The sequence below is a fragment of the Cupriavidus sp. GW822-FHT06G04 genome, assembly GCF_058799075.1.
On record NZ_JBXALD010000002.1, the window covers coordinates 45,014 to 58,879 of the forward strand.

Sequence of the window (13,866 nt, forward strand, 5' to 3'; positions counted from 1 at the left end):
CACTCTCGCCGGCGTGTCGTCGCAACCAGGCTTGCTGATGTTCACCCTTATCTTTCTTGCCGCGCTGGTCATTATGGTGGTGACCAAACTCTGGCTGGCGTCGCGCCAGATCCGCCATGTGGCGCGCCACCGCGGCGCGGTGCCGGCACGCTTTGCCGACACCATCGCGCTGGCCGCCCACCAGAAGGCGGCGGACTACACGATGGCACGCACGCGGCTGTCGATGCTCGAAGTGCTGGCCGGTGCCGCGCTGCTGATCGGCTTCACGATGCTGGGCGGGCTCCATGCGCTGAACCAGTTCTGGCTCCATGTGTTCGACGGCGGCGGCTATTTCTACGGCGTGGCGCTGATCGCCAGCGTGGCACTGATCGGCGGGCTGGTCGACCTGCCCTTCTCGCTCTACGGCCAATTCGTGATCGAGCAGCGTTTCGGCTTCAACAAGATGACGTTCGGGCTGTGGCTCGCCGATCTCATCAAGATGGCGCTGGTGGCCTGCGTGCTGGGCCTGCCGCTGCTGCTGGCGGTGCTGTGGCTGATGGACCGCGCCGGCAGCTACTGGTGGCTTTATACGTGGCTGGTGTGGGTCGCCTTCAGCCTGCTGCTGCAGGTGATCGTGCCGACCTTCATCGCCCCGCTGTTCAACAAGTTCGAGCCGCTGACCGACGACAGCCTGCGCGAGCGCATCGAAGCGCTGCTGCGCAAGTGCGGCTTCGCCAGCAAGGGGCTGTTCGTGATGGACGGCAGCCGCCGCAGCGCGCACGGCAACGCCTATTTCACCGGCTTCGGCGCGGCCAAGCGGATCGTGTTTTTCGACACGCTGCTGGCACGGCTCGACGGCGAGGAAGTGGAAGCGGTGCTGGCGCATGAACTGGGCCATTTCAAGCGCCGCCACGTGGCCAAGATGATGGCGGTCACTTTCGCGCTGTCGCTGGTGTTCCTGGCCCTGCTGGGCTGGCTGGCCACGCGCGAATGGTTCTTCACGGGGCTGGGCGTGCTGCCGAATTTCGGCGCCAGCAACCATGCACTGGCGCTGGTGCTGTTCTTCCTCGCGCTGCCGGTGTTCACCTTCGTGCTTGGCCCGCTGGCCAGCCAGTCGTCGCGCAAGCATGAGTTCGAAGCCGACGAATTCGCCGCACACCAGACCAACGCCGGCCACCTGGTCTCGGCGCTGGTGAAGCTGTACAAGGACAACGCGTCGACGCTGACGCCCGACCCGATCTATAGCGCGTTCTACTACTCGCATCCGCCAGCGGCACAGCGGATCGACCGCCTGCTGTCGTACGCATGAACCGCAGCGTGCGCCACCATAACGCCGGGAAAGGCGCCGGCAAGGGCAACGCCGCCCATGGCGAATCCGCACTGATCGTCGCCGCGCACGGCCGCCACTATGTGGTGGAACGCGCGGACGGAACGCACCTGCACGCCTTTCCGCGCGGCAAGAAAAGCGATGCGGCGGTGGGCGACCACGTGCGCATCGAACTGGCCGCGGCAGACCAGGGCGTGATCACCGGCATCGATCCCCGCAAGAACCTGCTGTATCGCTCCGACCAGTTCAAGTCCAAGCTGCTGGCCGCCAATATCGACCAGGTGATCATCGTGCTGGCCACCGAGCCGGGCTTTTCGGAGGATCTGCTCGGCCGCGCGCTGGTGTCGGCCGAAGCGCTGGAGATCCGCCCGCTGGTCATCCTGAACAAGACCGACCTGACCGACCGGCTCGACGACGCGCGGCGCCGCCTGGCGCTATATCGCGACCTTGGCTACGACACCGTCGAGTTGTCGGTACATGCCCGCCCCGAGGAAACGCTGGCGGCGCTGCAGCCGCGCACGGCTGGGCTGTCGAGCATCCTGATCGGCCAGTCGGGCATGGGCAAGTCGTCGCTGCTGAATTTGCTGATACCGGGTGTCGAGGCGCAGACCCGCGAGATCTCGTCGAAGCTCGATTCGGGCAAGCACACCACCACGTTCACACGGCTGTATCACCTGCCCCGCGAATGGGCGGTGGTGGACGGACGGCCCGGTTATCTGATCGATTCTCCGGGCTTCCAGGAATTCGGCCTCCATCACCTGAGCGAAGGCATGCTGGAGCGCGCGTTCCCGGAATTCCGCCCGCGCCTGACCGAATGCCGGTTCTACAACTGCCATCACATCAACGAGCCCGGCTGCGGGGTGCTGGCGGCCATCGACGACGGCGCGATTTCGGCGCGCCGCCACCAGCTCTATACGCAGTTGCTGCACGAGTCGCGCCAACAGAAGCCGTGGTAAGCGCGGCTGGCAATCCGCAGCGCGCGTGATAAGGTAAAGGCACGTTGCCCGCTAGAAGCGCGCCATCATGAAACTGCTGCTCAGGACACCCTCGCTGGTCCATGCCGCGCACTGCGAAAACGTCTTGCGCGCGGCCGGCATCGCCGCGCAGGTCCGCAACACATGGCTGGCGGGCGCGGCGGGCGATATTCCGCTGAACGAAAGTGCGCCGCAGGTATGGATCGTCGACGATGCGGCCGAGGCCGACGCCTGGGCGGCGCTCAACGCGGCAGCCAATCCGTCGCCCGGTCCGCGCTGGGAGTGCCGTCATTGCGGCGAGTGGCACGAGGCGCAGTTTGCCGCCTGCTGGCAATGCGGCCGCGCCAGGGCATAGGCACGGCCCATTGCGGGCCGGCCCGGGTGGCGGAAATTCAGCCCACCCAGAGCGCCAGCGAAATCATCGCCAGCAGCAGCATCCACAGGATCACGGCGCGCCACACCAGGCCCACCGCCGACTGTAGCGTGCGCACGCCGGGCTCGGCGCCATATTCGGGCGGCACCGGGTCCGCATCGCTCAAATCGCTCATGCCGGGCGCGTAATCGACTCCCGCCAGGCTGGTGCGCAGCATCACCCGCGAGTCGTCCTCGGCCAGCGGCTGGCCCAGTCGGACGCCCAGCGCGCCGCCGCCGCTGGCCAGCAGAATGCCATTGACCGCGTCGTTCCACTTGCGCGCGTGGTTGCGCCACGCGTAGATCGCGTCCTCAAAATTCCCGACGATGGCAAAGCCGATCGCGGTCAGGCGCGACGGCACCCAGTCCAGCACATAGAACGCCTTCGCGGCAAACCGGCCCAGCGCAGGGCTGCGCTCGTTGGACGGCGCGTTCCAGAGCCGGCTCAGGTATTCGGCGGTGCGGTACAGCACGACCCCGCCCGGGCCAATCGGCACCAGGAACCAGAAAAACACGCCGAAGACATGCCGATGCACTGCCACGATGGCCGCTTCCAGGGTGTGGCGGACGATTTCCGTGACCGGCATGTCGACCGTATCCTGCCCCGTCCATTCATGCAGCAGCGTGCGCGCGGCATGCAGGTCGTCGCGATTGAGCGCCTCGTGGATGTCGGTGAAATAGTGGCTGAACTGGCGGAAGCCGAGCGTCAGGTACAGCAGCAGGACGTTCCAGACCAGCGTCAGCGCCACGCTGATCGACGCCAGCAGGTAGTGCACCACCACCGCAGCCAGCACCAGCGGCACCACGACGGTCAGCCACGCCAGCGCGGCGTCGCGCGGGCGTCCTGTATCGAACGCGTGCTCGGCCCGATCGCCGAGCGCCCGGACGACGTCATAAATAGGATTATTCCGACCCAATGCTCGGAATTGTTCGGCAATCAACGCCAAAAGAATGGATACGAAGGTCATCGCGTGACGATTGGTCGGCGCGCGGCGATGTGCCGCGACGGTCGCATGGCGGATTGCCAGACGATAGCATAGCGGCACAGTATCAAAAAATCAGACCTGTAAGCATCGGTTACCGCGCCGTGCGTCCGGCCGGCAGCACGTCCGCCGGGCCCGACGGACGTTGCAGCCAGCCAGTGCGCGCGGGGCCTCAAGACGGCAGGTCGAACACCAGCACTTCGGCGCCATTGCCGTCGGTCAGGCGGACGGCGTCCTCGCCTTCCAGCGTGGCAGCGTCGCCGGCTTCCAGCACCTGCCCGTTGACGCTCACGCGGCCGCGCGCCACAAATACGTATGCCTTGCGCTGCGGCTGCAACGCCAGCGTGGCCGCCTCGTCGCCGTCAAACAGGCCCGCGAACAGCCGCACATCCTGATGGATCACGACCGAGCCGTCCGCACCGTCAGGGCTGCCGACCAGACGCAGCCGGCCCCGCTTGTCGGCGGCATCGAAGTGCTTTTCCTCATAGCCAGGCGCAATGCCCTGCTGGTCGGGCATGATCCAGATCTGCAGGAAATGCGTGGTCTGGTCGGCCGCATGGTTGTATTCGGAATGGCGCACGCCCGTGCCGGCGCTCATGCGCTGCACATCGCCGGGACGGATCACGCTGCCGTTACCGATGCTGTCCTTGTGCGCAAGTTCACCTTCCAGCACATAGCTGATGATTTCCATGTCGCGATGACCATGGGTGCCAAACCCCATGCCGGGCGCGACGCGGTCTTCGTTGATGACGCGCAGCGGGCCAAACTGGATGTGGCGGGGATCGTAATAATCGGCGAACGAAAAGCTGTGATACGACTTGAGCCAGCCATGGTCCGCATACCCGCGCTCTTCAGACTTACGGATTTCAATCATTTTGATGGCCCTCCTTGTGGCCGGGGCCGCCGCCCGGTTTTCGGTGTTGCTTCTAGGTCAGCGGCGTTTCGATGCTAGGCAGTGTAGAACCGCGGGAGTATATTTACGGGCACCGTCTTAGAAGCAGTCGTTCAGAAAATCTGAATATGCCCCTCTCCCTCGAATCCCTTGAAGTCCTTGACGCCATCGAGCGCAAGGGCAGTTTCGCCGCCGCCGCCCACGAAATGGGCAAGGTGCCATCGGCGCTGACCTATGTGGTCCGCAAACTCGAGGAAGACCTCGATGTGCTGCTGTTCGACCGCCGGCGCCACCGCGCCGAGCTGACGCCGGCCGGCCGCGCACTGCTGGACGAAGGACGCCATCTGCTGCACGCCGCCGACGACCTCGCGCGCCGCGTCAAGCGGCTGGCCACGGGCTGGGAAGCCAACCTGAACATCGCCGTCGACGATCTGGTCAATTTCCGCGCGCTGTTGCCGGTGATCCAGGATTTCTACGCCGAGAACACCGCCACGCGCCTGCGATTTTCGAAGGAAGTGCTCGGCGGCACATGGGACGCGTTGATCAGCAACCGTGCCGACATGATCATCGGCGGCGCCTACGAAACCCCGAGCACGCAGGGCTTCCAGGTGCGTCCGCTGGGGAGCATCCCGTTTGTATTCGCGGTCGCGGCGCATCATCCGCTGGCGTCCGAGCCGGGCCCGCTGACGACGATCCAGATCGCCAAGCATCGCATCGTGGCGGTGGGCGACACATCGCGCAATCTGCCGGCCCGCACGCATGGCGTGCTGGCCGGGCAGGACGTGCTGGTGGTGCCCACCATGCGCGACAAGCTCGAAGCGCAGATCCGCGGGCTCGGTTGCGGCTGGCTGCCGGCGCCGATGGCCCAGCCGCATATCGAGAACGGCGTGCTGCAGGTGCGCGAGACCGTCGAGGTGCGCGCGCCCGGCAACTTCAAGGTGGCATGGCGCACCAACACGCGCGGCAAGGCGCTGCAGTGGTGGGCCAGCAAGCTTGAGGACCCGCGTCTGGCACAGGCACTGATGCAGCAGTCGCCGCAGGGGCAGACGGAGTCGATCGAATAGCCTGTGGCGCTCGAGAAAACCATGCCGCAACGCTATCGGGGGCGCTTTGCCCCCTCCCCGACCGGCCCGCTGCATCTTGGCTCCCTCGTCACCGCGCTGGCCAGCTGGCTGGACGCCCGCGCGCATGGCGGCGACTGGCTGGTGCGCATCGAGGACATCGACTATCCGCGCTGCGTGAACGGCGCCGATACCGACATCCTGCGCACGCTGGCCTTGCTGGGCCTGCATCCGGATGAGCCGCCGGTCTGGCAGAGCCGCCGCGAAACGCTATATGCCGACGCCCTGCGCCGGCTCGATGCAACCGGTCATCTCTATCCATGCGGATGCTCGCGCAAGGAGATTGCCGATTCCCTCGTGCACGTGCGCGAGCGGCATCAGACGCTCGGGTATCCGGGCACCTGCCGCCATGGCCTGCACGGCAAGCTGCCGCGCGCGTGGCGCGTGCGCGTGCCCGATGGCACCGCCGCAATCATCTGCTTTGACGATCGCTGGCAGGGCCGGCAGTGCCAGAACCTGGAAACCGAACTGGGCGATTTCGTGCTGCGGCGCGCCGATGGGCTATGGGCCTATCAGCTCGCCGTGGTGGTGGACGACGCGGCGCAGGCGATCACGCATATCGTGCGTGGCGCCGACCTGCTCGATTCCACGCCGCGCCAGATTCATCTGCAGCATCTGCTTGGCATGCCGACGCCTGCGTATCTGCACGTGCCGGTCGTGGTCAATGCGGCCGGGGAAAAACTGAGCAAGCAAAGCGGCGCGCAGGCGCTGGATACGACGACGCCACTCGCAACGCTGCGGCAGGCCGGTGCGCATCTGGGTATCGTGAATGGGGAGGCAACGATCGAGGCGTGGCTGGCGGCGGCTACCGCTCAATGGGCGTCCCGGTGGGTCGGGCAGCGCGCGCAGGCGTAACGCGGCGGGCGCATTGGATAGCGGGCAGCCGACGATAAGGGACGGCAGATGCTCGCCAAATCGAACCAGGCCAGGACGGCCCGAGGCCACCAGTACGGCAAGGTGCCGGGCTGACGCGCGAATGGCGCCCGCCCGCGAGCGCTTGGGAACTTACGACTTGCGCGGCACGCCGCCCAGCAGTGCGGCAACGGGGCGCTTGGTGGTCTGGCGGCCGCGCGTCAGCGCCGCGGCCAGTTGGTCCTCGGCCTGGGGCGCCGGCGTGTAGTTGCCCGAAGGCTCGTACGGACGGGAGAAGAACGGATCGTCCGACGGGCGGAAAGCCTGGCGGCCGGCGGGTTCGGTACGGCGGCGGCGCGTGGATTCCTCGCCTTCGCCGTTCTCGCGCGGGCGGCGCGTGTCCGTACGCTGGCGGCGGCGCTCGGCATCTTCCTGACGCGCGCGCTCGCCGGTCGGGTCGAAGCCTTCGAGCGTGCCGCGCGGCACGCTGCGCTTGATCAGCTTCTCGATATCGGCAAGCAGGCGGTCATCGTTGCCCGGCGTGTAGATCGACAGCGCATCGCCGCTGGCCCCGGCGCGGCCCGTGCGGCCGATACGGTGCACATAGTCTTCGGCGCTGAACGGCAGGTCGAAATTGATCACGCACGGCATGGCCGGAATATCGAGCCCGCGCGCGGCGACGTCGGTGGCCACCAGGGCGTCGATCGTGCCGTTCTTGAAGCCTTCGAGCGTCTGCATGCGCTCGGTCTGCGTCTTGTCGCCGTGGATCGCCGCGGCGTTGATGCCTTCGCGCTCAAGATGCCGCGCCAGGCGCGAGCAGCCGATCTTGCTATTGACAAAGACGATGCACTGCTTGGACTGCTGCCCGGTGGCGCGCTGCTTGAGCAGATGCACCACGGCCGCCTGCTTGTGGCCGTCGGCAACCTGGTACACCATCTGGCGCACGTTTTCGTTGGTCGAATTGCTGCGCGCCACTTCGATCGTCACCGGCTGCTTCAGGTAGCTCGACGCCAGTTTCTTGATTTCGGGCGAGAACGTGGCCGAGAACAACAGCGTCTGGCGCTGTGCCGGCAGCAGGTTGATGATGCGCTGCAGGTCGGGCAGGAAGCCCATGTCGAGCATGCGGTCGGCTTCGTCGAGCACCAGCATCTGCACCTGCGACAAATTCACCGATTTCTGCTGCACGTGATCGAGCAGACGGCCCGGCGTTGCCACCAGGATTTCCACGCCGCGGCGCAGCGCGTCGGTTTGCGGATTCATGTCGACGCCGCCGAAAACCACCGTGCTGCGCAGGTCGGTGTGCTGAGCGTAGCGCGCAACGTTGTCGTAGACCTGATCGGCCAGTTCGCGCGTGGGCGTCAGCATCAGCGCGCGTACCGGGTGGCGGGCCGGCGACGCGCTGGCGTTGGCCATCGGCAGCAGGCGCTGGATGATCGGCAGCGCAAAGCCGGCGGTCTTGCCGGTGCCGGTCTGCGCCGCGCCCATGACATCCTTGCCCAGCAGCACCACGGGGATGGCCTGCGCCTGGATCGGCGTGGGCTTGGTGTAGCCCTGGTCGGACAAGGCGCGCAGGATTCGCGCGTCCAGCCCGAAGCTTTCGAACGTCTGCTCTGCGGCTGGGGTCTGGTCTGGGGTGGTTGTCATCGTCATCAATGGAGTGTCGGTGCAGGGCGCGGAGCCGAGGCAACGGACACGCGTCTGGAACTGGTCAACGGGCCGCTCGCAGCCAAAAACTGGCGAACAGATGAATTGCCCGGAAAATCAAAGACTTGGATTCTACCACCAGAGTCCCGGGGACGGACATCGGTGCGCCAGGCAGTATTGCGGTCCGCCATGTCAAGCGCATGTCAACAGCGTGTCACACAAGCTCGCGAGCATAGCGCGCCGGCCGAGCGCCGCTACGACCATGACACCAGACCACACCCTACGATCACCCATGACCGCCACCCAGCCCAGCGACAGCACCCGCCGCAGCTTTTTGCGCACCTCCAGCCGCTTTCTCGGCCTTGGCGCCGGCGTGGCCGTGCTGGGGCCATCGGCGCTGGCCGCCCCGGCCGTGATATCGGCGAGCCGCCCCGGCGCGCCCGACGGCATCCAGTTGGGCGATCCGTCGGACGACGGCCTTGTAGTGTGGGCTCGTGCCGAGCGCCAGTCGCGCATGGTGGTCGAATACTCCACCGCGCCGGACTTTCGCAATGCGATGCGGATTTCGGGCCCGCTGGCCAGCAGCGAGACCGATTTCACGGCGCGCACCCAGCTTACCGGCCTGCTGCCGGGCCAGCAGTACCACGTGCGCGTGGCGTTCGAAAACCCGGGCGAGCGCCGCGGCCTGGGCGCATGGATGGAAGGCGGCTTCCGCACCCGCGCACTGACGGCCGACCGCCCGATCCGCTTCGTGTGGTCCGGCGATACGGTCGGCCAGGGCTGGGGCATCAATCCGGACCTTGGCGGCATGCGCATCTACGAAGCCATGCGCCAGCGCAATCCCGATTTCTTCATCCACAGTGGCGACACGATCTACGCCGACAGTCCGATCAGCGCCGAGCAGAAGGCCGAGGACGGACGGATCTGGCGCAATGTGGTGACCGAGGAAGTCAGCAAGGTGGCCGAAACGCTGAAGGAATTCCGCGGACGGCATCGCTACAACATGATGGACGTCAATGTGCGCCGCTTCGCGAGCCAGGTCCCGCAGATCTGGCAGTGGGACGACCACGAGGTGACCAACAACTGGTCCGACTCGAAAGACCTGTCGGCCGACGCGCGCTACACCGAAAAAGACGTGCGCCTGCTGGTGGCGCGCGGCAGCCGCGCGTTTCTGGAAAACGCGCCAATGCGCTGGCACCGCCAGGGTCTGGCCGAGCGCGTGCATCGCAAGATCGCCTACGGTCCGCTGCTGGACGTGTTCGTGCTCGACATGCGCAGCTTTCGCGGCCCGAACGGCTACAACCGCGAGGCGACCGAAAGCGCCGCCACCGCATTCCTGGGCAATGCGCAGATCGATTGGCTGATGGCAGAGCTGGAAGCGTCGCAGGCCACATGGAAGGTCATCGCCGCCGACATGCCGATCGGTCTTGGCGTGCCCGACGGCAAGGACGCGCAAGGCCGTGAACGATGGGAAGCGATCGCCAACGGCAACGGCCCCGCGCTGGGCCGCGAACTGGAAACCGCCCGGCTGTTGTCGCGCATCAAGGCAGCGGGACTGCGCAACGTGGTGTGGCTGACCGCCGACGTGCACTACTGCGCGGCCCATCACTATGCGCCCGAGCGCGCGGTGTATCAGGATTTCGACCCGTTCTGGGAATTCGTCGCGGGCCCGCTCAACGCCGGCAGCTTCGGACCGAATCCGCTCGACAACACGTTCGGCCCGCGCATCGTCTACCAGAAGGCGCCGACGGCGCAGAACATGTCGCCGTTTGCCGGTTTCCAGTTCTTCGGCGAAGTCAATATCGATCCGGCGTCGCGGGCGATGACGGTCGACCTGCGCGACATGAACGGCGTGTCGCAATTCCAGCAGACACTGCCGGCGCAGGCCTGAAGCGCGCCGCCGGGGCGACGCGGACCGGCACTGCGCGGCGGCAAGGCATCAGTCGCTCTTGATGTTGTTGTCCTTGATGACCTTGCCCCACTTCACATAGTCGCCCTGCATGCGCGCGGCCAGCTGATCGGCCGGCAGATACGAAGCCACGGTGCCGGCGCCGAGCATCTTCTGCTGCACGGTCGGATCGGCCAACGCACCCTTGAGCGCAGCCGACAACTTGGCGACCACGTCCTTCGGCGTGCCGGCAGGCGCCAGCAGCGCGCCCCACGACGTCGCGTCGAATCCCGGGAAACCCTGCTCGGCCACGGTCTTGACATCGGGCGCAAACGACACGCGCTTGATCGACCCGACCGCGATCGGGCGCAGCTTGCCGGCCTTGATATGCGGCAGCGCGGCGATCATGTCGGAGAACATCATCGGCACCTGTCCGGCCAGCAGGTCGGAAATCGCCGGTGCGCTGCCCTTGTACGGCACGTGCTGCACATCGAAATGACCCAAATTCTTCAGCAGCTCCGTCGACAGATGCCCGAAGCTGCCATTGCCGGCGCTGGTGTAGTTCATCTTGCCCGGGCTGGCCTTGGCCTTGGCGATGTACTGCTGCAGGTCGGTCACGTCCGGGAGCGCGGTGGGATTCACGACCATCACGATCGGCAGCTCATAGGCATTGCCGATCGGCGTGAAGTCCTTGAAGACGTCGTAGGTCCGGCGCGGCAACAGGTGCGCCGCCAGCAGCGCGGGCGTGGCCAGCATCACCAGCGTATAGCCATCGGGCGCGGCCTTGGCCACGGTATCGGTGCCGATGGTGCCCGACGCGCCGGGGCGGTTGTCGATCACGATGGTCTGCTTGAGCGTTTCGCCCATCTTCTGGCCGATGATGCGCGCCGCGGTGTCGGTCGGGCCGCCGGCAGGGAACGGCACCACCAGGCGGATCGGCTTGTCCGGATAGTTCTGTTGCGCGAACGCGCTCACGGATACGAACGGCAGCGATGCTGCCAGGGCAAGCGCGCCCAGCGCGAGACGACGGGATTGACGATGGTGTTGCACAGTGTTTCCTCCAATATCGATCGGCCAAACCGGGGGCGGCCGATGCGTTTCTAGTGTTGGGAGAACGATTGCAGGGGCGATCCTTCGGAACGCGCTGCGGCGCGCTCAGAGTTTCATTACGTCCGGGCGGAACAGGCGCGCATCCATCAGGCGCAGGTCATCGGCCACGGCCACCGGCGTGGCGCACTGGTCGAGCACGTCGCGCCGCAAATCGATGCCGGGCGCGATTTCCACCAGCGTGAGACGCGGCTCGCCATCGGCATCGGCGCGCATCTCGAATACCGCGCGCTCGGTCACGTACAGCACCGGAATGCCCAGCGACGCCACGTACGGGCCGTTGAAGCTGAGGTGCGAAACTTCCGGCACGATCTTCTTCACGCGGCCTTCCTTGGCGATTTCCAGCCGGCCGTCTTGGGCGCGGATCTCAAGCCCGCCAGCGGTCAGCGTGCCCATGAAGACCACGGCGCGCGCGCTCTGCGTGATGTTGATAAAGCCGCCGACACCAGCGATCAGCGCGCCCTCACCTTCGCCAAACTTGCTGACGTTGACGTTGCCGTGACCATCGAGTTCGGCCAGACCGAGAATTGCCAGGTCGATGCCGCCGCCTTCGTAGAAATCGAACTGCGCGGGCTGGTCCACCACGGCCTCCGGATAGGCCGATGCGCCAAAGCTGAGGCCGTCGGCCGGCGTGCCGCCGATCGGCCCCGCCTCCACGGTCAGCGTGAAATTGCCGAGCCCGGCCTGATGCGCAAGCGCGCCGACCGCCGCGGGCATGCCCACGCCCAGATTGACCACGCGCGGCTTGCGCGCGGCAAGTTCCATCACAGCGCGACGCTGGACGATGGTGCGCGCATCGAGCGGCGCGGACGCCGGCGGCAGCGCCTCGGCTTCGCTCGCCTTCTCGGCGGCATCGGCCGCCTCGCCGCGCCACGGCCGGACATACGCCTCGTTATAGGCCTCCGCAAATGTCATCTGGTGATGGGCGGGTTGCTCGCTGACCACCACGTAATCGACCAGAATGCCGGGCACATGAATGGCCTGCAGGTTCTGGTGATAGTCGACGAGCGATTCGACCTGCGCGATCACGATGCCGCCCGAGTTGTGCGCGGCCTGCGCCATCGCCAGCAGTTCGTGGTGAAACGCCTCGCGATGCGTGCTCAGGTTGCCGCGCGGATCGGACGCCGTGCAGCGAATCAGCGCGCAATCGATGCGGAAACTCGGATAGAACAGATATTCGTCGCCGCGAAATTCCACCGCCTCGACCCAGTTGGCGGTGCCGGCGGCGATCGCGTTGCGCGCGCGCTCGTTCACTGCGCCGCCGTGGTAACGCGGATCGAGCCCGCTGCGTGGATCGACAAACGTGTGCAGGCCGATCTTGGTCAGCACGCCGGGCTTGCCGCCGGCGATGGCGCGATACAAATGCGTCAGCACGCCTTGCGGCAGATTGAATCCCTCGCATTGCTCGTTCATCGCCAGCGTGGCCAGCCGCGTGGCCGAGCGCCAGTGACCACCCACGATGGCGCGCGTCATGCCGGCGTTGCCGAAGTGATTCGCCCCGCGTGCGCCACGGTCGCCCTGCCCCGCGGAATAGACCAGCGTCAGATCGCGCGGCATGGCGTCACGCAGAAAGCGCTGCTCGAGCGCCTCGGTCACGCCTTCTGCATGGCCCGCGCCCACAAACCCCGCGCTGGCCACGGTCCAGCCGCTCTGGACGAGTTCCGCCGCCTGCGCGGTGGTGATCACCTTCATCGCTGTCTCCTGAGTCTTGTGCCGTCGTGGTTTCTACCGATCCACGTTTTGCGAACAAAAGTTCGCGAAACGCTATCATACGGATCGGACAGCCGGACGCAAGTCCGGTAAGACCCGCAGATGCCGTTCATTTCCCATTACTCATGCCGCGAAGCAACGCCCAGCACGCCGACGACGCTCCCGAGGCGCCAAAGAAAGAAGAGCTGCTCGATTCCCTGACCAAGGGGCTCGCCTTGCTGCGCCTGTACGCCAGCGGCGTGGAGCGGCTGACCATGCAGGACGTGGCCGAACAGCTCGACGTGACGCGCGCCGCGGCGCGCCGCCTGCTGCTGACGCTGGCGCACAACGGCTACGTCGCCCAGCAAGGCCGCCAATTCGTTCTGACGCCGAAGGTGATGGATCTGGGCTACGCGTACTTTGCGTCGATGAACCTGCCGCAACTGGCACGTCCCTATCTGCAGGCGCTCTGCGCCGAAGTGGGCGAGAGTTGCTCGATCGGCATGCTCGACCGCGAATCGGTGGTGCTGGTGGCGCGCGAGGAACCGAGCCAGTTGTTGCGGGTGGACATGGCGATTGGCCGGCGCATGCCCGCCTACGCGCATTCGCTGGGGCGCGTGCTGCTGGCCGGGCTGGACGACGACGCACTGGCCGCCTATCTCAAAGGGGCCGAGTTGCGCAAGCTGACGCCGTTCACGGTCGATTCGCGTCCCGCGCTGGCGCGCAAGCTGGCGCAGGTGCGACAGGACGGCTACTGCACGCTGATCAGCGAACTGGCCGACGGTTTCGCCGGGATCTCGGTGCCGTTGCGCGATCAGAGCGGCAAGGTCGTGGCGGGGCTCGGCATCAGCATGGTGCTGGGCAGCCGCGACGCCGCGCGGCTCGAGTCGCATCTGCTGCCGCCTCTGCAGCGCGCGGCCGCGAAGATCGAGTCGATTCTGAAAGCGCGCTGACCTCGGCGCACGCCATCTCGTCATCCGCAGCCGCACCGGCCGCGCC

12 protein-coding genes are annotated in these 13,866 nt (G+C 66.5%); 7 read left to right on the forward strand and 5 right to left on the reverse strand.

Going from position 1 to position 13,866, the window contains the following annotated elements:
- Window positions 1-37: 37 nt before the first annotated feature.
- The 3 genes from AC1RKI_RS04190 to AC1RKI_RS04200 all read left to right on the forward strand — a co-directional run bounded on the left by AC1RKI_RS04190 (window position 38) and on the right by AC1RKI_RS04200 (window position 2,635).
- Window positions 38-1,288: a M48 family metallopeptidase gene (locus tag AC1RKI_RS04190; protein ID WP_227459126.1), complete on the forward strand. Its 1,251-nt coding sequence runs from the start codon at window positions 38-40 to the stop codon at window positions 1,286-1,288.
- The gene (rsgA, locus tag AC1RKI_RS04195; protein ID WP_061958939.1) at window positions 1,285-2,262 is read left to right on the forward strand and encodes a ribosome small subunit-dependent GTPase A; all 978 of its coding nucleotides are present in this window, start codon (window positions 1,285-1,287) and stop codon (window positions 2,260-2,262) included. Before AC1RKI_RS04190 ends, rsgA begins: the two co-directional genes overlap by 4 nt.
- A 67-nt stretch (window positions 2,263-2,329) precedes the next feature.
- Window positions 2,330-2,635, forward strand: a complete 306-nt coding sequence (locus AC1RKI_RS04200) for a putative signal transducing protein (protein ID WP_061958938.1) — start codon at window positions 2,330-2,332, stop codon at window positions 2,633-2,635.
- Between the two features lie 37 nt (window positions 2,636-2,672).
- Here AC1RKI_RS04200 and AC1RKI_RS04205 read toward each other — a convergent pair whose 3' ends face one another.
- Together AC1RKI_RS04205 and AC1RKI_RS04210 are read right to left on the reverse strand one after the other, a co-directional pair.
- Entirely contained in the window at window positions 2,673-3,659 is a 987-nt protein-coding gene (locus tag AC1RKI_RS04205) for a CobD/CbiB family protein (protein ID WP_061958937.1), read from the reverse strand.
- Window positions 3,660-3,846: 187 nt separating this feature from the next.
- Complete coding sequence (locus tag AC1RKI_RS04210) at window positions 3,847-4,548, reverse strand: pirin family protein (RefSeq protein ID WP_061958936.1); 702 nt, start codon at window positions 4,546-4,548, stop codon at window positions 3,847-3,849.
- Window positions 4,549-4,694: 146 nt separating this feature from the next.
- Between AC1RKI_RS04210 and AC1RKI_RS04215 the strand changes: the two genes are divergently transcribed.
- Window positions 4,695-5,630, forward strand: coding sequence for a LysR family transcriptional regulator (locus tag AC1RKI_RS04215; RefSeq protein WP_061958935.1), 936 nt, complete (start codon window positions 4,695-4,697; stop codon window positions 5,628-5,630).
- Between the two features lie 21 nt (window positions 5,631-5,651).
- The gene (gluQRS, locus tag AC1RKI_RS04220; RefSeq protein ID WP_150981166.1) at window positions 5,652-6,542 is read left to right on the forward strand and encodes a tRNA glutamyl-Q(34) synthetase GluQRS; all 891 of its coding nucleotides are present in this window, start codon (window positions 5,652-5,654) and stop codon (window positions 6,540-6,542) included.
- A 150-nt stretch (window positions 6,543-6,692) separates the two neighbouring features.
- Here the strand turns inward: gluQRS and AC1RKI_RS04225 are convergent, their stop codons facing one another.
- Window positions 6,693-8,189 carry a DEAD/DEAH box helicase gene (locus AC1RKI_RS04225; RefSeq protein ID WP_061958933.1) on the reverse strand — a complete coding sequence of 499 codons (1,497 nt, stop codon included), beginning with the start codon at window positions 8,187-8,189 and terminating at the stop codon, window positions 6,693-6,695.
- A gap of 286 nt (window positions 8,190-8,475) precedes the next feature.
- Between AC1RKI_RS04225 and AC1RKI_RS04230 the strand changes: the two genes are divergently transcribed.
- Window positions 8,476-10,074: an alkaline phosphatase D family protein gene (locus AC1RKI_RS04230; RefSeq protein WP_492794783.1), complete on the forward strand. Its 1,599-nt coding sequence runs from the start codon at window positions 8,476-8,478 to the stop codon at window positions 10,072-10,074.
- A gap of 48 nt (window positions 10,075-10,122) precedes the next feature.
- Here the strand turns inward: AC1RKI_RS04230 and AC1RKI_RS04235 are convergent, their stop codons facing one another.
- Window positions 10,123-11,121, reverse strand: coding sequence for a Bug family tripartite tricarboxylate transporter substrate binding protein (locus tag AC1RKI_RS04235; protein WP_061958932.1), 999 nt, complete (start codon window positions 11,119-11,121; stop codon window positions 10,123-10,125).
- Between the two features lie 105 nt (window positions 11,122-11,226).
- Window positions 11,227-12,870 (reverse strand): acyl CoA:acetate/3-ketoacid CoA transferase, encoded by a 1,644-nt coding sequence (locus AC1RKI_RS04240; protein WP_492794781.1) that lies wholly within the window; start codon window positions 12,868-12,870, stop codon window positions 11,227-11,229.
- A 143-nt stretch (window positions 12,871-13,013) separates the two neighbouring features.
- Between AC1RKI_RS04240 and AC1RKI_RS04245 the strand changes: the two genes are divergently transcribed.
- Window positions 13,014-13,820 (forward strand): IclR family transcriptional regulator domain-containing protein, encoded by an 807-nt coding sequence (locus AC1RKI_RS04245; RefSeq protein WP_490715040.1) that lies wholly within the window; start codon window positions 13,014-13,016, stop codon window positions 13,818-13,820.
- Window positions 13,821-13,866: the final 46 nt, after the last annotated feature.

Excerpts from the sequence above, each read along its gene's own strand:
- AC1RKI_RS04190 (WP_227459126.1), top strand. The coding sequence starts at position 38 with ATGTTCACCCTTATCTTTCTTGCCGCGCTGGTCATTATGGTGGTGACC.
- rsgA (WP_061958939.1), top strand. The coding sequence starts at position 1,285 with ATGAACCGCAGCGTGCGCCACCATAACGCCGGGAAAGGCGCCGGCAAG.
- AC1RKI_RS04200 (WP_061958938.1), top strand. The coding sequence starts at position 2,330 with ATGAAACTGCTGCTCAGGACACCCTCGCTGGTCCATGCCGCGCACTGC.
- AC1RKI_RS04205 (WP_061958937.1), bottom strand. The coding sequence starts at position 3,659 with ATGACCTTCGTATCCATTCTTTTGGCGTTGATTGCCGAACAATTCCGA.
- AC1RKI_RS04210 (WP_061958936.1), bottom strand. The coding sequence starts at position 4,548 with ATGATTGAAATCCGTAAGTCTGAAGAGCGCGGGTATGCGGACCATGGC.
- AC1RKI_RS04215 (WP_061958935.1), top strand. The coding sequence starts at position 4,695 with ATGCCCCTCTCCCTCGAATCCCTTGAAGTCCTTGACGCCATCGAGCGC.
- gluQRS (WP_150981166.1), top strand. The coding sequence starts at position 5,652 with ATGCCGCAACGCTATCGGGGGCGCTTTGCCCCCTCCCCGACCGGCCCG.
- AC1RKI_RS04225 (WP_061958933.1), bottom strand. The coding sequence starts at position 8,189 with ATGACGATGACAACCACCCCAGACCAGACCCCAGCCGCAGAGCAGACG.
- AC1RKI_RS04230 (WP_492794783.1), top strand. The coding sequence starts at position 8,476 with ATGACCGCCACCCAGCCCAGCGACAGCACCCGCCGCAGCTTTTTGCGC.
- AC1RKI_RS04240 (WP_492794781.1), bottom strand. The coding sequence starts at position 12,870 with ATGAAGGTGATCACCACCGCGCAGGCGGCGGAACTCGTCCAGAGCGGC.
- AC1RKI_RS04245 (WP_490715040.1), top strand. The coding sequence starts at position 13,014 with ATGCCGCGAAGCAACGCCCAGCACGCCGACGACGCTCCCGAGGCGCCA.